We start from the raw sequence: 19,294 nt of genomic DNA, 5'->3' as shown, positions 1-19,294 counted from the left end.
TGTCTCTTCAGTGCCTGGCCGAGGGGGCTCGTAGACGGTGGTCTTGGGGTCTCGACAGGCTCGACCACCGGGGGCTCGACCACCGCGGGCTCGACCACTGCGGGGGTGCCAGGTTGGTGTTCGGCGGTGTTGGGTCTGGCAGTGACCAGGATCTGGGTGACCGGTGACCGGTGCCTGGCACGGCTGCTAGGCTGAACGCAACGAAATTGACATCCTTTAACAGCCGTCCGGTGAGGCGGGGAAGGAGGTCCGGTTTATGGCACGCACCGTGCTGAACCAGGCTGACATTGCCCGAGCGTTGACTCGGATCTCGCACGAGATTCTTGAGTCCAATCGAGGCCCAGACAAGCTGGTCATCCTCGGCATCCCGACCAGGGGCGTTGTGCTGGCCCAACGGATTGCCGAGACCATCCAGCGGATCGAACCGACCGCGGCGGATGTCCGGGTCGGGTCCCTCGACGTGACCATGTACCGCGACGACCTGGCCCACACCCGCACCCGCACACCGTCCCGCACGCTCGTGCCCGGCAGCATCGACGGTGCAACGGTCGTGCTCGTCGATGACGTGCTCTACTCCGGTCGCACCATCCGCGCCGCCCTCGACGCGCTCGGCGACCACGGCCGACCCACCATCGTGCGTCTGGCCGTTCTCGTCGACCGCGGACACCGCGAACTGCCGATCCGAGCGGACTTCGTGGGCAAGAACCTGCCCAGCTCGACGGAGGAACGCATCAACCTGCACCTGCTCGAGGTCGACGGCGACGAGTTCGTCAGCATCGACGGGGGAGCCGACAACGGATCCGACGGGGAGGACGCCCGATGAAACACCTGCTCTCGACCAAGGAACTGAGCCGCGCCGAGGCCATCGTGCTGCTCGACATCGCCGAGGACATGGCCGACGTCGCCAACCGGGAGGTCAAGAAGCTGCCGACGCTGCGCGGTAAGACCGTCGTCAACCTCTTCTTCGAGGACTCCACCCGCACCCGCATCTCCTTCGAGGCCGCCGCCAAGCGACTCAGCGCCGACGTGATCAACTTCAGCGCCAAGGGATCGAGCGTGTCGAAGGGCGAGAGCCTGAAGGACACCGCGCAGACGCTCGCCGCGATGGGGGCCGATGGGGTCGTCATCCGGCACCCGGCATCCGGGGCCCCCGCGGTGCTGGCCGCGAGCGGATGGATCGACGCCGGCATCATCAACGCCGGCGACGGCACCCACGAACATCCCACCCAGGCGCTGCTCGATGCCTTCACGATCCGCCGCCGGTTGCACGGTTCCGGCTCGCGCGGCAAGGGCCTTGACGGGGTCACGGTGACCATCGTCGGCGATGTGCTGCACTCCCGCGTCGCCCGCTCGAACCTGTGGCTGCTCACCACGCTCGGCGCCGAGGTGACCTTCGTCGCCCCGCCGACGCTGCTCCCGATGGACATGTCCGGCTGGCCCGCCGCCGTGGGGTTCGACCTTGACGCCGCGATCATAGCGAAGCCCGACGTCATCATGATGCTCCGGATCCAGGCCGAGCGGATGAATGCGGCTTTCTTCCCGAATAGCCGCGAGTACTCGCGCCGCTGGGGCCTCGACGACGAACGTTTCGCCCGGCTGGCTCCGGCTAGCATTGTCATGCACCCGGGCCCGATGAACCGTGGCCTGGAGATTTCATCGGCGGCTGCCGATTCCGCGGCCTCGACGGTGCTCGAACAGGTTGCGAACGGGGTTTCCGTGCGAATGGCGGCACTTTATCTGCTCATGTCCGGTGACCGGGAGGATTCCTAAATGCCCACTGAACACACTCCGGGTGCGCCCTGGCTGATCAAGGCCGCCACGCTTCCGGACGGGAGCCGTACCGACCTCGTGCTGGCCGACGGACGAATCGTCGAGGTCGGCTCGGGCCTGTCTCGGACCGGCGCCACCACGATCGACGCCGACGGGCTCATCGCCCTGCCCGGCCTCGTCGACCTGCACACCCATCTGCGCGAGCCCGGCTACGAGCAGAGTGAGACCATCCTCACCGGAAGCCAGGCCGCAGCGGTCGGCGGGTTCACCAGCGTCTTTGCGATGGCCAACACCTCACCGGTGCAGGACACCGCCGGGGTCGTCGAACAGGTCCTCGCGCTCGGCGAGCAGGCGGGCTACGTCACCGTTCAGCCGATCGGGGCCGTGACGGTCGGCCTGGCAGGGGAGAGACTGGCCGAGCTGGGTGCCATGGCCACGAGCCGGGCCCGCGTCAGGGTGTTCTCCGACGACGGGTTCTGTGTCTCCGACCCGCTCCTGATGCGCCGGGCCCTCGAATACGTCAAGGCGTTCGATGGCGTGATCGCGCAGCACGCGCAGGAACCGCGGCTGACCGAGAAGGCACAGATGAATGAGGGGGCGCTGTCCAGCGAACTCGGCCTGGCCGGCTGGCCGGCCGTTGCCGAGGAATCGATCATCGCCCGCGACGTGTTGCTCGCCGAGCACGTCGGTTCCCGGTTGCACGTGTGCCACGTCTCCACGGCGGGGTCGGTGGATGTCATCCGCTGGGCCAAGGCACGCGGCATCAACGTGACAGCCGAGGCCACCCCACACCACCTCCTCCTGACCGAAGACCTTGTGCGGGGCTACGACGCCCGGTTCAAGGTCAACCCGCCGCTCCGACGCCGCGAGGACGTCGAGGCCCTCCGCGCCGGGCTCGCGGACGGCACCATCGACATCGTCGCCACCGACCACGCCCCGCACCCCGTCGAGGCCAAGGACTGCGAGTGGGATGCCGCGGCCAACGGCATGGTCGGACTCGAGTCCGCCCTGTCCGTGGTGCACGCCGCCGTGGTTGCCGGCGGCTTCCTCGACTGGTCGGGCGTGGCCAGGGTGCTCTCCAGCACGCCGGCCAGGATCGGCCGCGTGACCGGCCAGGGCCAGGGTCTGGTCGTCGGCGGCCCCGCGGAGCTCACCCTCTACGACCCTGCCGCGAGCCGGGTCTTCGGCCGGGCGAATCTGGCCGGCAAGGGCACGAACTCGCCGTATCTCAGCATGACGCTCCCCGGCCAGGTACTCGCGACGTTCCACCACGGCTACGCGACGGTGCTGGACGGCGCGTTGCGCCCGGCCGGCGAGATCACCGCGGAACGGGCGGGCCTCCATGGATAGGACCATCCCCGCCGTCATCACGGGCATCGTGCTGATCGGGGTGCTCGCCCTGATGTTGCGCGGCTGGCGTGCGCGCGGCCGCCGGGACGCGGCCCTGCCGGCCGGTTATCCGTTGCCCGGCGTCACCACTGCGGAGCTGGCCGCGACGCCGGCATTCTACGTGGCCACCACCCGGAGGGGGACTCCCCTCGAGCGCCTGAACATCCGCGGCCTCGGCTTCCGGGCGAGGGCGATGCTCACCGTCACCGAGGCCGGCGTCTTCCTCGCCCTCGCCGGCGAAGAGGTCGTGTTCATCCCGGCCGACGCCATCGAACTGCTCGAGGCGGCCACCTGGACCATCGACCGGGTGGTCGAATCCGACGGACTGCTCATGCTCGGCTGGCGTCTGAACGCCCCAGCGGCCGAAACCGGTCAACTCGTCGACAGCTACTTCCGCATCATCGACCCCACCGAACGCGTCGCCGTGTACGACGCGATCCGAACCATTGCGGCCGACGCCCTGCGCCCGGCCGCGCACGACGAAAGTGAGTCATAGCGTGAATAACGCAGCGACCCAGGACCACCCGGAATTCAGCGAAACGGCCTCCGCCGTGCTCGTACTCGAGGACGGCCGCCGCTTCGTGGGCCGCGCCTACGGCAGCCGCGGACGGACGCTCGGTGAGATCGTCTTCGCGACCGGGATGACCGGCTACCAGGAGACCCTCACCGACCCGTCCTACGCCGGGCAGATCGTCTTGATGACGGCGCCGCACATCGGCAACACGGGAGCCAACGACGAGGACATGGAATCCCGGCGAATCTGGGTTTCCGGTTTCGTCGTGCGGGAACCCGCCCGGATCGCGTCCAACTTCCGGTCGACCCGGCGGCTTGACGACGACCTTGAGGCCGGCGGCGTCGTCGGAATCAGCGGAATCGACACCCGGGCGATCACCCGGCACATCCGTTCCGCCGGCGCGATGCGCTCCGGCATCTTCTCCGGGGCAGACTTCGGCCTCTCCGATGGTGAACAGCTCGACCTGGTGCGCACCAGCCAGGCAATGCGCGGCCGCAACCTCTCCGACGAGGTGTCCACGGTGGAGCCGTTCTCGGTGCCCGCGCAGGGAGAACGGATCGGATCGGTTGCCGTCCTCGACCTCGGCGTGAAGACCTCCACCCTGAACCACCTTGCCGCGCGGGGCTTCGAGGTCCTCGTGTTGCCGCAGTCGGTCACCGCCGAGCATGTGCTCTCGCTGAACCCGACCGCCGTGTTCTTCTCCAACGGCCCCGGCGATCCTGCAGCCTCCGACGCCCACGTCACCCTGCTCCAGGAGGTGCTCCGTGCCGGCGTGCCGTACTTCGGCATCTGCTTCGGCAACCAGCTCCTCGGCCGGGCGCTCGGCTTCCGCACCTACAAACTGCCGTTCGGGCACCGCGGCATCAACCAGCCTGTGCTCGACAAGACCACCGGCCGGGTCGAGATCACCTCGCAGAACCACGGCTTCGCCGTGGACATGCCGATCGAGGGCGTGAGTGATTCCCGCACCGGCTTCGGCCGCGTCGAGGTGAGCCACTACAGCCTCAACGACCAGGTCGTCGAGGGCATCCGCTGCCTCGACATCCCGGCATTCTCGGTCCAGTATCATCCGGAGTCGGCGGCCGGCCCGCACGACGCCGAGTATCTTTTCGACAGGTTCAGGGACGTGGTTGTCGCGCATATCGCGGCCGCCGGAGCAGGAGACGCCAAGTAATGCCCAAGCGCGACGACATCAACAGCGTCCTTGTCATCGGAAGCGGACCGATCGTGATCGGCCAGGCTTGCGAGTTCGACTACTCCGGCACCCAGGCCTGCCGGGTGTTGCGGGCGGAAGGGGTCAGGGTGATCCTGGTCAACTCCAACCCGGCCACCATCATGACCGACCCCGACTTCGCCGACGCAACCTACATCGAGCCGATCACCCCCGAGATCCTCGAGACGATCATCGCCAAGGAACGACCGGATGCGATCCTGCCGACCCTGGGCGGCCAGACCGCGCTCAACGCGGCGATTCAGCTGCACGAGCGGGGCATCCTCGAAAAATACGACGTCGAACTGATCGGCGCCTCGTTCGAGGCCATCCAGAAGGGCGAAGATCGCCAGATCTTCAAGCAGCTCGTGCTCGACGTCGGCGCCGGCGTCGCCCGCTCCCACATCGCGCACACCGTCGATGAGGCCATCACCTTCGCCGAAGACCTCGGCTACCCCCTCGTCGTGCGCCCGTCCTTCACCATGGGCGGCCTCGGCTCCGGCTTCGCCTACACCGAGGAGGACCTGCGCCGGATCGTCGGCGACGGTCTCCACCAGAGCCCGACGACCGAGGTGCTCCTCGAGGAGTCGATCCTCGGTTGGAAGGAATACGAGCTCGAGATGATGAGGGACACGGCCGACAACACCGTCGTGGTCTGCTCGATCGAAAACGTCGACCCGGTCGGTGTGCACACCGGCGACTCCATCACCGTCGCCCCGGCGCTGACCCTGACCGACCGTGAGTACCAGAGACTGCGCGACATCGGGATCGACATCATCCGCGCGGTCGGCGTTGACACCGGCGGCTGCAACATCCAGTTCGCGATCGACCCCGCCGACGGCCGGATCATCGTGATCGAGATGAACCCGCGGGTGTCCCGGTCCTCAGCCCTGGCCAGCAAGGCGACCGGCTTCCCGATCGCGAAGATCGCCGCCAAGCTGGCACTCGGCTACCGCCTCGACGAGATCCCCAACGACATCACCGGGGTCACCCCGGCCAGCTTCGAGCCCACCCTCGACTACGTCGTGGTCAAGGTGCCCCGGTTCGCGTTCGAAAAGTTCCCGGCCGCCGACCCCCGCCTCACCACCACCATGAAGTCGGTCGGCGAAGCCATGGCGATCGGCCGCAACTACGCCTCTGCGTTGCAGAAGGCGCTCCGCTCACTGGAGAAGCGCGGCTCCTCGTTCCACTGGGGACCCGAAGACCGCACGGTCGACGAACTGCTCTCTGTCGCCGAGATCCCCACCGACGGCCGCATCGTCACCGTGCAGCAGGCCCTCCGCAAGGGCGCGTCGCTCGAGCAGGTCTTCCAGGCCACGAAGATCGACCCGTGGTTCATCGACCAGATCGTGCTGATCAACGAGATCGCCGCCGAGGTCGCCGGAGCGGAACGGCTCGACACCGACATTCTCCGCACCGCGAAGGACCACGGCTTCTCCGACGCCCAGATCGGCGAACTCCGAGGCTTCGGGGAAGCGGACGTGCGCAAGGTGCGGCACATCCTCGGCGTGCGCCCGGTCTTCAAGACCGTGGACACCTGCGCCGGGGAATTCCCGGCGCTCACCCCGTACCACTACTCGAGCTATGACGAGGAGACCGAGGTCGTGCCCAGCGACCGCCGGAAGGTCGTGATTCTCGGCTCCGGACCGAACCGGATCGGCCAGGGCGTCGAATTCGACTACTCCTGCGTGCACGCCGCCTTCGCGCTCTCGGAGGCCGGCTACGAGACCATCATGATCAACTGCAACCCCGAGACGGTGTCGACGGACTACGACACCTCCGACCGGCTCTACTTCGAGCCCCTCACCCTCGAGGACGTGCTCGAGGTGATCCACGCCGAAAGCCAGAGCGGTGAGCTCGTCGGCGTGGTCGTGCAGCTCGGCGGCCAGACCGCCCTCGGCCTGGCCAAGGGCCTCGAAGCCGCCGGGATCCCCATTCTCGGCACCTCGCCGACCGCGATCGACCTCGCCGAGGAACGCGGCCTGTTCTCCGGCATCCTCGACCAGGCCGGCCTGCTCGCGCCGCGCAACGGCGTGGCGACCGACTTCGCCGGTGCCGTCGTCGTCGCGGAAGAGATCGGCTACCCGGTGCTCGTCCGGCCGAGCTATGTGCTCGGCGGTCGCGGCATGGAAATCATCTACGACAGCGCGTCGCTGGCCGACTATTTCAGCCGGATGGCCGGACAGGGCATCATCGGCCCGTCGCATCCGCTGCTCGTGGACCGGTTCCTCGATGATGCGATCGAGATCGACGTCGACGCCATCTTCGACGGCACCGAGCTCTACATCGGCGGAGTGATGGAGCACATCGAAGAGGCCGGCATCCACTCCGGCGACTCCAGCTGCACCCTCCCGCCGGTGACCCTCGGCCGCGCCGAAATCGACCGGGTCCGCGAAGCCACGCTCGGCATCGCCCGCGGGATCGGCGTGCGTGGGCTGCTCAACGTGCAGTTCGCGATCGGCGCCGGCGTGCTCTACGTGCTCGAGGCCAACCCGCGCGCCTCGCGCACGGTGCCGTTCGTCGCCAAGGCGCTCGGAATCACGCTCGCCAAGGCAGCCTCACTGATCATGGTCGGCAAGACCATCGCCGAGCTCAAGGCGGAGGGCAAGCTGCCCCTGATCGACGGTTCCCGGGTTCCGTTGGAATCGCCGGTCGCCGTCAAAGAGGCCGTCCTCCCGTTCAACCGGTTCCGTACCCCGGAGGGCCTGGTCGTCGACTCGGTGCTCGGCCCGGAGATGCGCTCCACCGGCGAGGTCATGGGCATCGACAGGGACTTCCCCCGGGCGTTCGCGAAGAGCCAGCTCGCCGCCTACGGCGGCATCCCGCTCAGCGGAACCGTGTTCGTCTCCGTCTCCGACCGAGACAAGCGGGCCATCATCCTGCCGATGTTGCGGATGCAGCAGCTTGGCTACGAGATCGCCGCAACGGCGGGCACGGCCGAGGTTCTCATGCGCAACGGGATCCGGGCGCGAATCGTGACCAAGTTCAGCGAGAAGAGCGGCTCCGATGACGTCTCGATCGTCGAACTGATCCGCCGCGAAGAGGTCCAGATCGTGATCAACACGCCCGGCGGCCGAACCGCACGCGCCGACGGTTACGAGATCCGCGCGGCCGCCGTCGCCGGGGACCTCCCGCTCTTCACGACGATCGCAGAGTTGAGCGCCGCCGTGGCGTCCATCGACGCCATCCGCGGTGGCTTTGAGGTGACCTCGCTGCAGGAGTACGCCACGACCCGGACGAACGCCCTGTGACCCCGGGCTCGGCCGTCCCGGCGTTGCGGTCGTTCGGTGACCGTCTTCACGCCGTCTTCACGGAGCGCGGCCAGCTGTGCGTCGGGATCGACCCGCACGCCTGGCTGCTGACCGACTGGGACCTGCCCGACTCCGCGGCCGGCGCCGAGTCGTTCGGCCGCACGGTGGTGGAGGCGTGCGCCGGGCAGGTGGGCATCGTCAAACCACAGATCGCCTTCTACGAACGATACGGCTCGGCCGGTTACGCGGCTCTCGAACGCGTGCTCGCCGATGCCAGGGCCGCCGGCCTGCTGGTCATCGCGGACGTCAAACGCGGCGACCTGGGCACCAGCGCCGAGGCATACGGGCAGGCGTGGCTCAGCGCCGGCTCGCCGCTTGAGGTGGACGCGATCACCGTCAACGCCTACATGGGGGTCGGGTCGCTCGCCGCCGTGATCGACCAGGCCGGGCACGAGGGCAAGGGGCTCTTCCTGCTCGCGGCGACCTCGAACCCCGAGGCGGCGGCGATCCAGCAGGCGGTCGTAGCCGGCGGGAGCCAGGCGGGCCTCACCGTGGCCGGAGCGATTTTCGCGGACGTCGCCGCGCGGAATGCGCAAGACGCGACGCACGCACTCGGGTCGCTCGGGGTCGTGCTGGGCGCTACGCTCGACCTGGCCGCCTTCGGGGTAGACCTTGCCCTCGCACCGGCCCAGGCACTCACTCCGATCCTCGCGCCGGGCTTCGGACACCAGGGCGCGCAGGTATCCGATATGAGGAACTTGTACGGGGGGTACGCTCAAAGCGTTATCGTGAGTGAATCGCGAAGCGTTCTTTCGGCCGGTCCCCGCCGAATTGCCGAGAAGATAGCGCGCCGAGTACGTGAAACTGGAGCGGCCCGTGGCTGAGAATCGCCCTACCCCACCCGACGTCGACCGGGTCGCGGCTTCGCGAGCCGCCGTGGCCGCACGGCGAGCCCGCGCAGCCGTGAAAGACCAAATCGCGCGCGGAACGCGTTCCGCCCTCGAGGTGCTCTCCACCGCGATGAGTTCGCCGGACGGCGTCGAGGGGCGCCTGCGCGTAACCGAGTTCCTGGTCAGCATCCCGGCCATCGGCGTCACCAAGATGCGGCGCATCATGAGCCAGCTGGAGATTTCGCCATCGAAGCGCCTCGGCGGTCTCGGCAAGCACCAACGAGACCGGCTGCGGGACTTTCTCTCCAGCCGCTCACGCGCACGGCGGGGAGCCGCCGCAGCGCGTCTCGTCGTGCTGGCCGGCCCGACCGCCGTCGGCAAGGGAACCGTCGCCGCGCACATCCGCGAACACTATCCCCAGGTGCTGCTGTCCGTCTCGGCCACCACCAGGGCGTCGCGTCCCGGTGAGAGGGAGGGTGTGAGCTACTTCTTCGTCGACGACGCCGAATTCGATCGGATGGTCGCGGCAGGGGAGCTCCTCGAATGGGCGGTCGTGCACAATGCCCACCGCTACGGAACCCCGAGGGGTCCCGTCGACGCGGCGCTCGCCCGCGGCGACAGCGTCCTGCTCGAGATCGACATCCAGGGCGCCCGCGCCGTTCGACGCTCCATGCCGGAGGCCAGGCTGGTCTTTCTCCTGCCGCCCAGCTGGGACGAATTGGTGCGCCGTCTGATCGGCCGGGGCACCGAGAGCCCGGCGGAACAGACACGTCGGCTGGAGACCGCCAAGCTCGAATTGGCGGCCCAGAATGAGTTCGATTACCGTGTCGTCAACCACGACGTGGCCGAGGCCGCCCGGGAGGTCGTAGACTTGATGAATCTGCGTCAGGCACCCCAGCTGCCTTAGCGCCCGATTTTTCGTGTTTGAGACGCACCGTGACTCGTGCGTTCAACCGATCTGCGTCACCCGCACCGTCATTACCCGCTGCGATACCACCCTGCAGCACCAACCGCTCTGAAGGAGTGACACCAATGGCAACCAAGCCCACTGGCATCATTGACCCGCCCATCGACGACCTGCTGACCAAGGTCGATTCCAAGTACGCCCTCGTCGTCTTCGCCTCGAAGCGCGCTCGTCAGATCAACGACTACTACGCCGACCTGCACGAAGGCAGCCTGTTCGACAACGTCGGCCCGCTGGTCGACTCCACCGTCGATGACAAGCCGCTGTCCGTCGCACTGCGCGAGATCAACGAAGACAAGCTCGTCTCCCGCCCCATCGTCGAGTAGCCGCCGGCACACTCGAGCGCGCAGGATGTCGTCAGGTCGCACGATCGTCGTCGGGATAACCGGCGGGATCGCAGCATATAAGGCCGTCAACATCGTGCGCGCTTTTGTGTTGCGCGGGGACTCCGTGCACGTCGTCGCCACGACGGCCGCCCTGCGTTTCGTTGGTAAACCCACGCTCGAGGCCATCTCCCGCAACCCGGTGCACACCGACCTCTATGAGGGCGTCGCCGAGGTCAGACACGTCGCAATCGGCCAGTCGGCCGACCTGATCGTCGTGGCGCCGGCCACCGCGCACACCATCGCCAAACTCGCCTGCGGACTGGCAGACGACCTGCTCGGCAACACCATCCTGGCCAGCACAGCGCCGCTGGTGATCGCCCCCGCGATGCACACCGAGATGTGGAACAACGCCGCCACCCGGGCAAACGTGCAGACACTGCGCGAGCGCGGCGTCGTCGTGGTCGGACCAGGCACGGGACGGCTCACCGGCGCCGATTCCGGCGCTGGCCGGATGGAGGAGCCCGACACGATCGTCGCCGCTGCCCTCGCCGCGCTGGCCGCCTCAGACCTGGCCGCCTCAGACCTGGCCGCCTCAGACCTGGCCGCCTCAGACCTGGCCGCCTCAGACACGGCCGCTGCTGGCGTGGCCGGGAATCTCGGAGACCTGCGCGGGAAGCGGATCGTCATCTCGGCCGGGGGAACCAGGGAACCCCTCGACCCGGTGCGTTTCCTCGGCAACCGGTCCAGCGGCAAACAGGGCGTTGCGCTGGCCGAGGCCGCCGTCGCCCGAGGGGCCTCCGTCGTCCTCGTCGCCGCCAATCTCGAGGTGCCTGCACCGGAACAGGTCGACCTGCGCCCCGTGGGAACCGCCGCCGAACTCGACCGGGCGATGAGCATTGCCGCGGTCGACGCCGACGTGGTGATCATGGCGGCCGCCGTGGCCGACTACCGGCCCGCGGAGGTGCGCCCGGAGAAGATCAAGAAGGACGACACGGGCGACACCCTCATGCTCACCCTCGTGCGCAACCCAGACATCCTTGCCGGGCTCGCGGCCGCGAAGAAACCGGGGCAGGTCGTCATCGGCTTCGCCGCGGAAACCGAATCCGATCCCGACAGGCTGCTCACCCTCGGCCGGGAGAAGGTCGCCCGCAAGGGCTGTGACTACCTCGTCCTCAACAGGGTGGGTTGGACCGAGGGTTTCGCCTCCGAACGTAACGAGGTCAGGGTGCTCGACGGTCGCGGAGATATAGTGATTGAGGCCTCCGGCAGCAAATTGTCGGTGGCCGAGCGCATCCTTGACCTGCTTCGCTGATTCCCGCTGAGCCGGACCTGCCTGCCGAGACCGCCGCCGGCGACGGTCACCCGGCGGCTCGTTTCCCGCGTCCGGCTTGTTTCCCACCTTCAGGGCAGCCGAATTTCCCCACGTACACGAACCATCAACAGAGACGGGCCAGATGAGCGATCTACGCCTCTTCACCTCGGAATCAGTCACCGAAGGCCACCCCGACAAGATCTGCGACCAGATCTCCGACAGCATCCTGGACGCGCTCCTGGCCGAGGACCCGCACAGCCGCGTCGCGGTCGAGACCCTCGTCACCACCGGGCTCGTACACGTGGCCGGAGAGGTCACCACCGAGGCCTACGTCGAAATTCCCTCGATCGTGCGCAAGTGCATCACCGACATCGGCTACGACTCCTCCGACGTCTGGTTCGACGGGCGCTCCTGCGGCGTGGAGATCTCCATCGGCGGGCAGTCCCCGGACATCGCCCAGGGCGTCGATAATGCCTTCGAACGTCGCGAGCAATCGAGCATCGACGACTTCGACCGGCAGGGCGCCGGCGACCAGGGCATCATGTTCGGCTACGCGACCCGGGAGACCCCCGAGCTCATGCCGATCCCGATCTGGATCGCGCACCGCCTCGCGGAACGCCTCGCCGAGGTACGCAAGACCGGCGAACTGGACTACCTTCGCCCCGACGGCAAGACTCAGGTCACCATCGGCTACGACGGCATCACTCCGCGCACCGTCGAGACCGTCGTGCTCTCGACCCAGCACTCGAAGTCCGTGTCCAACGAGCAGCTCCGCGCGGAGGTCGAGGAACTCGTCATCCGGCCCGTGCTCGACCGGGTCGCACTCGACTCCACAGACCTGAACCTGCTGATCAACCCGACCGGCCGATTCGAGATCGGGGGTCCGCAGGGTGACGCCGGCCTGACCGGGCGCAAGATCATCATCGACACCTACGGTGGCTCGAGCCGCCACGGCGGGGGAGCGTTCAGCGGCAAGGACCCGTCCAAGGTCGACCGGTCCGCCGCCTACGCGATGCGCTGGGTGGCCAAGAACGCCGTGGCCGCCGGCCTCGCCGAGCGGCTGGAAATCCAGGTCGCCTACGCGATCGGCAAGGCCTCCCCGGTCGGGCTCTACGTCGAGACCTTCGGAACCGGCACCCTGTCCGACAAGGAGATCACGGCCGCGATCAGGGAAGTCTTCGACCTGCGTCCGGCCGCGATCATCCAATCACTGGATCTGCTCCGCCCGATCTACGCCAAGACGGCGACCTACGGCCACTTCGGCCGGGAGCTTCCCGACTTCACCTGGGAGCGGCTCGACCGGGTCGACGAGCTGAGAAGCGCCGCCGGGCTGTAACGATGACCCGCACCGGCCTCGTGGCACGGGTGCTGATCGATTCACCCCTGCCGCAGCTCGACCACCTTTTCGACTACCGCATTCCGGAGGAACTGGCGAGCCTCGCGGTCCCCGGCGTGCGCGTACGCGTGCCGCTCCGCTCGGCGGGACGGGTGGCGGACGGCTATCTGATCGAGGTCGTCGGCGCGTCGGATGCCGCCCCGGCCGGGGCAACGCCGGGGACCCTGGACGGGCTCACCCCCGACTACCAGGGCGCGCTCAGTCCGCTGGACTCCGTCGTGTCCGAGGCGCCCGTGCTCACCCCGGAGGTCTGGGCGCTGGCCAGGCGGGTCGCCGACCGTGCCGCGGGCAACGCGAGTGACATCATCCGGCTCGCCGTGCCGCCACGGCAGGTGCGGGTCGAGAAGGCCTGGCTGGCCGCACGCGCGGCCGGGCAGAGCGCGGCAGCCCCTGCAGCCCCTGCAGCCGCTGCAGAGTCCGGGGCTCCCGGGGATGTCTTCGTCGACTACCCGGGCGACACGCTCGATACCGCCGTCGCCGAACGAAAACGGCTCTGCGTGGCCGCCGTGCCGGAGCTGATGCTCCTGCCCTGCGGCGACACCATCGGGCGCTGGGCCCACACCATGGCCGAACTCGCCGTGACCGCCCTCTTCGAGGGGAAGAGCAGCCTGCTGATCGTGCCCGACTACCGGGACCAGGACCAGGTCCAGGCCGCCCTGGATCTCCTCGCGCCGGCCGACTCGGTCAGCCGGGTCGATGCTCGCCAGCCCAACGCCGACCGCTACCGTGCCTTTCTCGCCTGCCTCGCGCCGGCTCCACGCATCGTCCTGGGAAACCGCTCCGCCGTCTACGCTCCGGCGCACGACCTGGGCCTGATCGCGCTCTGGGACGACGGCGACCCGCTGCACGGCGAGCCGCTGAGCCCCTACGTACACGCCAGGGATGCCGCACTCGTGCGGCAGGGACAGGCCGACTGTGCTCTCCTTTTCCTCGGCCACACCCGCACGGTCGAGGTTCAACGCCTCGTCGAACTCGGCTGGCTGGGTGAGGTGCGCCCGAATCGGAACCGGCACCCGCGGGTGATCCCCACCGATTTCCAGGCCGCTCCCGACCAGCAGGCGCGCGCCGCACGCATCCCGTCCGCTGCCTGGCAGGCCGCGCGTGACGCGCTCCAGCACGGTCCCGTGCTCGTGCAGGTCGCCAGCCCGGGCTACGCACCCATGCTTGCCTGCCAGACCTGCAAGAAAGCAGCCCGATGCACCAGCTGCCAGGGTCCGCTCGGCCTCGCGTCGGCGTCGTCGCTGCCCTCCTGCCGCTGGTGCGGGGCGCTGGCCGCCGACTGGAGCTGCGCGCACTGCGAAGGCACCAAACTCAGGGTCGTCAGCCTGGGCACCGGCCGCACCGCGGAGGAACTCGGCCGGGCTTTCCCCGGAGCCAGGGTGATCATCGCCGACGGCGACCACCAGGTGCAGCAGCTCGGCTCGACGCCGGCTCTGGTGATTGCCACCCGCGGCGCCGAACCGATCCCGGCGGGAGGTTACCTGGCCATTCTGCTGCTCGACGGCGAACGGATGCTGGCCCGCGAATCCCTCCGCGTCGGCGATGACAGCCTCCGCGCCTGGTGCAATACGGCCGCACTCGCCGCGCCTGGGGCATCCGTGATGCTCGTCGGCGTCGGCGGCACCCTGGCCAGGGCCCTGAACTCCTGGCAGCCGGAGTCGCACGCCGCCGCGGAGCTGGCCGACCGGCGCCAGCTGAGGTTCCCGCCCGCCGTCCGGGCGGCATCCGTCACCGGGACCGCCGATGACGTTGCCGCGGCCCTCGTCGACCTTGACCAGGTGGCCGGCCTCGACGTTCTCGGACCCGTCGACGCCGGTGAGCCGCTCGTGCGCGCGATAGTCCGTTTCCCCTATGCGAGCGGCGATGAAACCGCCCGCCTGCTGAAGGCCGCCATTGTGCGCAATGCCGCCAGGCGACGGCGTCCGAAGGGCGCGCCCTTCCGTGCGGCCCCTACACTCAAAGTACGATTCGACGACCCGGAGCTGCTCTAAATGAAAATCGTCTTCGCGGGCACCCCCCAGGCGGCAGTGCCCAGCCTGGCGCTGTTGGCCGACTCGCCACACGACCTCGTCGGCGTGGTGACGCGGTCGGATGCGCCGCTCGGCCGCAAGCGCACGCTCACCCCCTCGCCGGTCGGCCAGGCCGCGGCGGACCTGGGCCTGCACATGCTCAAGACCAACCGGCTGGGCGACGAGGCCACCGCCGAGATCGCGGCACTGGCCCCCGACCTCGGTGTGATCGTCGCCTACGGGGGACTCGTCAGGGAGCCGCTGCTCTCGGTTCCGCGCCTCGGCTGGATCAACCTGCATTTCTCCCTGCTTCCCCGCTGGCGGGGTGCCGCGCCGGTGCAGCGTGCCCTGATCAATGGGGACACGAGGACCGGTGCGGCCGTGTTCCAGCTCGTGCCTGAGCTCGACGCCGGCGCCGTCTTCGCCATGGTGTCGGAGACCATCGGAGCGCATGCGACGGCCGGGAGCCTTCTCGCCGGGCTGAGCGAAAGCGGCGCACGCGTGCTGCTCGACGTGATCGACGACCTCGAATCGGGGCGAGCGGTTGCGGTGGACCAGACCGGCGACGTCACCCTGGCCCCGAAACTCACCCTCGACGACGCCCGGATAGACTGGTCCGCCCCGGCGGAGACCGTCTACAACCGGGTGCGCGGGGTCACCCCTGAGCCCGGCGCGTTCACCACGGTGAACTCCGGGCGCCTCAAACTCCTCGATCTCGCCCCGTCCGACGGGGCACTGCCGATACCGGCAGGAGTCATTCGAGAGATCGACAAGAAGGTGCTGGTCGGCACCGGGACGGAGCCACTCGAGCTCCTGACCGTGCAACCGGCGGGAAAGACGAAGATGAAGGCAATGGAGTGGTGGCGCGGAGTGTCAGCGACGGAAGTGGTCGCCTCATGAGCGACCAGCGGGGCAGGGACCGGAGGCCGGACCGAGCACGCCCCCAACAGGATTTCGTCCAGCCGGCCAGGCGAGTCGCCTACGAGGTGATCGCGGCCGTGCGGGAATCCGACGCATACGCGAACCTGCTGCTGCCCACCCGGATCAAACGGGCCGCACTGAACACGGCGGACGCCGCCCTGGCCACCGAACTGACCTACGGGACCCTGCGGATGCAGGGCTTCTACGACCGGGTCATCGCCGAAGCGGCCGGGCGCCCGGTCTCCGCCATCGACCCCGCGATCCTCGACGTCCTGCGGCTGGGCGCGCACCAGTTGCTCGCGACCCGGGTCGCGACCCACGCCGCGGTCAACGAATCGGTTGAACTGGCCAGGCAGGTCGGGTCCCGGGCGGCCACCGGCTTCACCAACGGGGTACTGCGCACCATCTCCCGGTCGAGCACGGAGGAATGGCGCGAGCGGATCCTTGCCGACGCCACCGGCGAAGACGACCGCCTCGCGGTCGAACACTCGCACCCGGTCTGGGTCGTTCGCGCCTTCCGCCAGTCCCTGCGACTCGAAGGCCGCGAAGACGAGCTCGAAGACCTGCTGATCGCCGACAACGCCGCACCGCGGGTGAACATGGTCGCGCTGCCCGGCCTCGTCCCCAAGGGCGCGACCGACGGCCTCGGCGAACCCAACCGATTCTCACCGACCGGATTCGTGCTGGCCGGCGGCGACCCGGTACACCTCATGCACGACCACAACGGACGCATCAGGGTGCAGGACGAGGGCTCGCAGCTGGCAGCCCTGGCCCTCAGCAGGGCGCGCCCCGCACGACAGGGAGAGCGCTGGCTCGACCTCTGTGCCGGCCCGGGCGGCAAGGCCGCCCTGCTCGCCGCCGAGGCCAACGCAGCGGGCGCCGAACTCGTCGCCAACGAACTCGTCCCCGCCCGGGCCACCCTCGTGCGCAAGGCGCTTGCCGCCGTGCCGGCAGAGGTCCCGGTCTGGGAGGAAGACGGCACGGGCTTCGGAGACACCCACCCCGAGGCCTTCGACCGCATCCTCCTCGACGCACCCTGCACCGGGCTGGGCGCCCTCCGCCGCCGCCCGGAGGCCCGCTGGCGCAAACAGCCCAGGGACGTCGCCGAGCTCAGTGACCTGCAGTCCGGCCTGATCGACGCCGCCCTCGGCGCGCTCAAACCGGGCGGCATCCTCGCCTACGTCACCTGTTCGCCGCACATCGCCGAGACCAGGGGCATCGTGGCGACGGCGCTCAAGAAATGGGGCGGCACCGTTCGCACCCTGGACACCAAGGGAGTCGTTCAGGCCATCGCCGCCTCGCCGCTCGACCTGCCGGATGCGGGCGGGAGCGTTCAGCTCTGGCCGCACCGACACGGCACGGACGCCATGTTCATCACCCTGCTCGAGCGCACCGCCTGAACCCACCCCGCCGGCGGGGCCGGTCGGCGACGGGTGGATGCCACGGGCTAGGGTGAAGGCATGCCCTCCAGGATCAACCCGAGCATTCTCGCCGCCGACTTCGCCAACCTCGAACGTGAGTTGGGCCGCATCAGCACCGCCGACCTCGTTCACGTGGACATCATGGACAACCATTTCGTGCCGAATCTCACCTTCGGCCCGCCCGTCGTCTCTCGCCTGGCCGAGGTGTCACCGCTTCCGTTCGACGTGCACCTGATGATCGAGAACCCCGAGCGTTGGGCCCCCGGCTATGCCGAAGCGGGTGCGTTCTCGGTGACCTTCCACGCGGAGGCCACCACCAACCCGGTCGGTCTGGCCCGGAAACTGCGGAGTATCGGCGCCCGCGCCGGCATCGCGCTCAAGCCGGGCACCGCCGTCGAGCCCTACCTTGAACTCCTGCCCGAATTCGACCAGGTCCTGGTGATGACGGTTGAGCCCGGCTTCGGCGGGCAAAGCTTCATGCCCTCGACCATGCGCAAACTCCGCACGCTGTCGGAGACCGTCCGCAAGACCGGCCTCGACGTCTGGTTGCAGGTCGACGGCGGCATCACCGAGGAGACCATCGTGATCGCCGCCGAGGCCGGCGCCGACACCTTCGTCGCCGGTTCGAGCGTGTTCAACGCCGCCGACCCGGCCGCCCAGATCGCCCGCCTCCGGGCCGCCGCGGACGAACACCGGCACGGGCACTAGTAACCTAGGGGAGTGAAGACATTCGACTCCCTCTTCGCTGAGCTCAGCGACAAAGCACGAACCAGGCCTGAAGGCTCTGGGACGGTGCGTGAGCTTGATGCCGGCGTGCACGCCATCGGTAAGAAGATCGTTGAGGAAGCCGCGGAAGTCTGGATGGCGGCCGAGTTCCAAAGCGACGAGGAGACCGCGGCCGAGATGTCGCAACTCATCTACCACGTGCAGGTGCTCATGCTCGCGAAGGGGCTCACCCCGGCCGACGTGTACCGGCATCTGTGACGGCCAGGCCACCGGCCGACTCCGTCCACAACCCGCAAACGTTGATCGCTGAAAGAACACCATGCTGAGAATCGCCGTGCCCAACAAGGGCTCGTTGTCTGAAACCGCCGCCCAGATGCTGTCGGAGGCCGGATACACCGGTCGTCGCGACCCGCGCGACCTCGTCGTCGCCGACCCGCTCAACGACGTGGAGTTCTTCTATCTTCGTCCCCGCGACATCGCCACTTACGTGGGCTCCGGCGCCCTCGACGTCGGGATCACCGGTCGGGACCTGCTGCTCGACTCCCGCTCCCCGGCCACGGAGATCGCCAGCCTCGACTTCGGCGACTCCACCTTCCGCTTCGCCGGTCCCGCCGGCCGGTTCACCGACCTCGCCGATCTGTCGGGCCTCCGCGTGGCGACGAGCTACCCCGGACTGGTCGAGGCGTTCCTCGCCACGCACAACGTCGCGGTCAACCTCGTCACCCTTGACGGCGCCGTCGAATCGGCGGTCCAGCTCGGGGTCGCGGATGCCGTCGCCGACGTGGTCTCCACCGGCTCCACCCTGCGCAAGGCCGGCCTCGACATCTTCGGCCCGGTCATTCTCCAGTCCACGGCGGTGCTGATCACCTCGGACAACGAGAAGCCGGGGATCGCGACGCTGCTCCGCCGGCTCCAGGGCGTGCTCGTCGCCCGCCAGTACGTGCTGATGGACTACGACATTCCGGCCTCCCTGCTCGACGATGCCTGCCTGCTCGCCCCCGGGATCGAATCGCCCACCGTCTCCTCCCTGCACGACCCGGACTGGGTCGCCGTGCGGGTCATGATCCCGCGCCTGAACACGAACCACGTCATGGACGCCCTCTACGAACTGGGTGCGAGGGCCATCCTGATCAGCTCCATCCACAACGCCCGCCTGTAAACCTCGTTTGCGGAGAGAATGGTCTCGGAGGAAATC

The 19,294-nt window shown here is 68.7% G+C and carries 17 protein-coding genes; all 17 read left to right on the top strand.

Annotated elements, in window-relative coordinates; translation table 11 throughout:
* Positions 1–256: 256 nt before the first annotated feature.
* Complete coding sequence (gene pyrR, locus QMG61_RS03405; protein WP_283492919.1) at positions 257–823, top strand: bifunctional pyr operon transcriptional regulator/uracil phosphoribosyltransferase PyrR; 567 nt, start codon at positions 257–259, stop codon at positions 821–823.
* Complete coding sequence (locus tag QMG61_RS03400; protein ID WP_283492918.1) at positions 820–1,770, top strand: aspartate carbamoyltransferase catalytic subunit; 951 nt, start codon at positions 820–822, stop codon at positions 1,768–1,770. Before pyrR ends, QMG61_RS03400 begins: the two co-directional genes overlap by 4 nt.
* Complete coding sequence (locus tag QMG61_RS03395) at positions 1,771–3,120, top strand: dihydroorotase (protein WP_283492917.1); 1,350 nt, start codon at positions 1,771–1,773, stop codon at positions 3,118–3,120.
* The gene (locus QMG61_RS03390; protein ID WP_283492916.1) at positions 3,113–3,655 is read left to right on the top strand and encodes a PH-like domain-containing protein; all 543 of its coding nucleotides are present in this window, start codon (positions 3,113–3,115) and stop codon (positions 3,653–3,655) included. Before QMG61_RS03395 ends, QMG61_RS03390 begins: the two co-directional genes overlap by 8 nt.
* Before the next feature lies 1 nt (position 3,656).
* Positions 3,657–4,847, top strand: coding sequence for a glutamine-hydrolyzing carbamoyl-phosphate synthase small subunit (gene carA, locus QMG61_RS03385; RefSeq protein ID WP_283492915.1), 1,191 nt, complete (start codon positions 3,657–3,659; stop codon positions 4,845–4,847).
* A complete protein-coding gene (gene carB / locus QMG61_RS03380) occupies positions 4,847–8,134 on the top strand; it encodes a carbamoyl-phosphate synthase large subunit (RefSeq protein WP_283492914.1) in 3,288 nt (1,095 codons plus the stop codon). Before carA ends, carB begins: the two co-directional genes overlap by 1 nt.
* Positions 8,131–9,018 (top strand): orotidine-5'-phosphate decarboxylase, encoded by an 888-nt coding sequence (gene pyrF / locus QMG61_RS03375; protein ID WP_283492913.1) that lies wholly within the window; start codon positions 8,131–8,133, stop codon positions 9,016–9,018. Before carB ends, pyrF begins: the two co-directional genes overlap by 4 nt.
* A complete protein-coding gene (gene gmk, locus QMG61_RS03370; RefSeq protein ID WP_283492912.1) occupies positions 9,011–9,931 on the top strand; it encodes a guanylate kinase in 921 nt (306 codons plus the stop codon). Before pyrF ends, gmk begins: the two co-directional genes overlap by 8 nt.
* Positions 9,932–10,056: 125 nt before the next feature.
* A complete protein-coding gene (gene rpoZ / locus QMG61_RS03365) occupies positions 10,057–10,314 on the top strand; it encodes a DNA-directed RNA polymerase subunit omega (RefSeq protein ID WP_134567137.1) in 258 nt (85 codons plus the stop codon).
* 25 nt (positions 10,315–10,339) lie between these two features.
* A complete protein-coding gene (locus QMG61_RS03360; RefSeq protein ID WP_283492911.1) occupies positions 10,340–11,626 on the top strand; it encodes a bifunctional phosphopantothenoylcysteine decarboxylase/phosphopantothenate synthase in 1,287 nt (428 codons plus the stop codon).
* Positions 11,627–11,768: 142 nt separating this feature from the next.
* Entirely contained in the window at positions 11,769–12,962 is a 1,194-nt protein-coding gene (metK, locus tag QMG61_RS03355; RefSeq protein ID WP_283492910.1) for a methionine adenosyltransferase, read from the top strand.
* 2 nt (positions 12,963–12,964) lie between these two features.
* On the top strand, positions 12,965–15,013 hold the full coding sequence (locus QMG61_RS03350) for a primosomal protein N' family DNA-binding protein (protein ID WP_283492909.1): 2,049 nt from the start codon (positions 12,965–12,967) through the stop codon (positions 15,011–15,013).
* The gene (gene fmt, locus QMG61_RS03345) at positions 15,014–15,931 is read left to right on the top strand and encodes a methionyl-tRNA formyltransferase (protein WP_283492908.1); all 918 of its coding nucleotides are present in this window, start codon (positions 15,014–15,016) and stop codon (positions 15,929–15,931) included. It abuts the gene before it with no gap.
* A complete protein-coding gene (locus QMG61_RS03340; RefSeq protein ID WP_283492907.1) occupies positions 15,928–17,352 on the top strand; it encodes an RsmB/NOP family class I SAM-dependent RNA methyltransferase in 1,425 nt (474 codons plus the stop codon). The genes fmt and QMG61_RS03340 overlap by 4 nt, the downstream gene beginning before the upstream one ends.
* A gap of 60 nt (positions 17,353–17,412) precedes the next feature.
* Positions 17,413–18,081, top strand: a complete 669-nt coding sequence (rpe, locus tag QMG61_RS03335) for a ribulose-phosphate 3-epimerase (protein WP_283492906.1) — start codon at positions 17,413–17,415, stop codon at positions 18,079–18,081.
* Between the two features lie 12 nt (positions 18,082–18,093).
* A complete protein-coding gene (locus tag QMG61_RS03330; protein ID WP_283492905.1) occupies positions 18,094–18,357 on the top strand; it encodes a phosphoribosyl-ATP diphosphatase in 264 nt (87 codons plus the stop codon).
* 61 nt (positions 18,358–18,418) lie between these two features.
* A complete protein-coding gene (hisG, locus tag QMG61_RS03325; protein WP_283492904.1) occupies positions 18,419–19,258 on the top strand; it encodes an ATP phosphoribosyltransferase in 840 nt (279 codons plus the stop codon).
* Positions 19,259–19,294 lie beyond the last annotated feature (36 nt).

It is taken from the genome of Cryobacterium sp. PH31-AA6 (assembly GCF_030063195.1).
In the GTDB taxonomy this organism is placed as follows: domain Bacteria; phylum Actinomycetota; class Actinomycetes; order Actinomycetales; family Microbacteriaceae; genus Cryobacterium.
Note: the sequence above shows the minus strand (reverse complement) of the source record. Positions and strands in the feature narration are given on the sequence as shown.

Bases quoted from the DNA above. Each gene is read 5' to 3' on its own strand.
- metK (WP_283492910.1), top strand. From the start codon at position 11,769: ATGAGCGATCTACGCCTCTTCACCTCGGAATCAGTCACCGAAGGCCAC.
- QMG61_RS03390 (WP_283492916.1), top strand. From the start codon at position 3,113: ATGGATAGGACCATCCCCGCCGTCATCACGGGCATCGTGCTGATCGGG.
- QMG61_RS03340 (WP_283492907.1), top strand. From the start codon at position 15,928: ATGAGCGACCAGCGGGGCAGGGACCGGAGGCCGGACCGAGCACGCCCC.
- QMG61_RS03350 (WP_283492909.1), top strand. From the start codon at position 12,965: ATGACCCGCACCGGCCTCGTGGCACGGGTGCTGATCGATTCACCCCTG.
- rpe (WP_283492906.1), top strand. From the start codon at position 17,413: ATGCCCTCCAGGATCAACCCGAGCATTCTCGCCGCCGACTTCGCCAAC.
- rpoZ (WP_134567137.1), top strand. From the start codon at position 10,057: ATGGCAACCAAGCCCACTGGCATCATTGACCCGCCCATCGACGACCTG.
- QMG61_RS03400 (WP_283492918.1), top strand. From the start codon at position 820: ATGAAACACCTGCTCTCGACCAAGGAACTGAGCCGCGCCGAGGCCATC.
- fmt (WP_283492908.1), top strand. From the start codon at position 15,014: ATGAAAATCGTCTTCGCGGGCACCCCCCAGGCGGCAGTGCCCAGCCTG.
- hisG (WP_283492904.1), top strand. From the start codon at position 18,419: ATGCTGAGAATCGCCGTGCCCAACAAGGGCTCGTTGTCTGAAACCGCC.
- pyrR (WP_283492919.1), top strand. From the start codon at position 257: ATGGCACGCACCGTGCTGAACCAGGCTGACATTGCCCGAGCGTTGACT.
- QMG61_RS03395 (WP_283492917.1), top strand. From the start codon at position 1,771: ATGCCCACTGAACACACTCCGGGTGCGCCCTGGCTGATCAAGGCCGCC.
- carB (WP_283492914.1), top strand. From the start codon at position 4,847: ATGCCCAAGCGCGACGACATCAACAGCGTCCTTGTCATCGGAAGCGGA.
- QMG61_RS03360 (WP_283492911.1), top strand. From the start codon at position 10,340: ATGTCGTCAGGTCGCACGATCGTCGTCGGGATAACCGGCGGGATCGCA.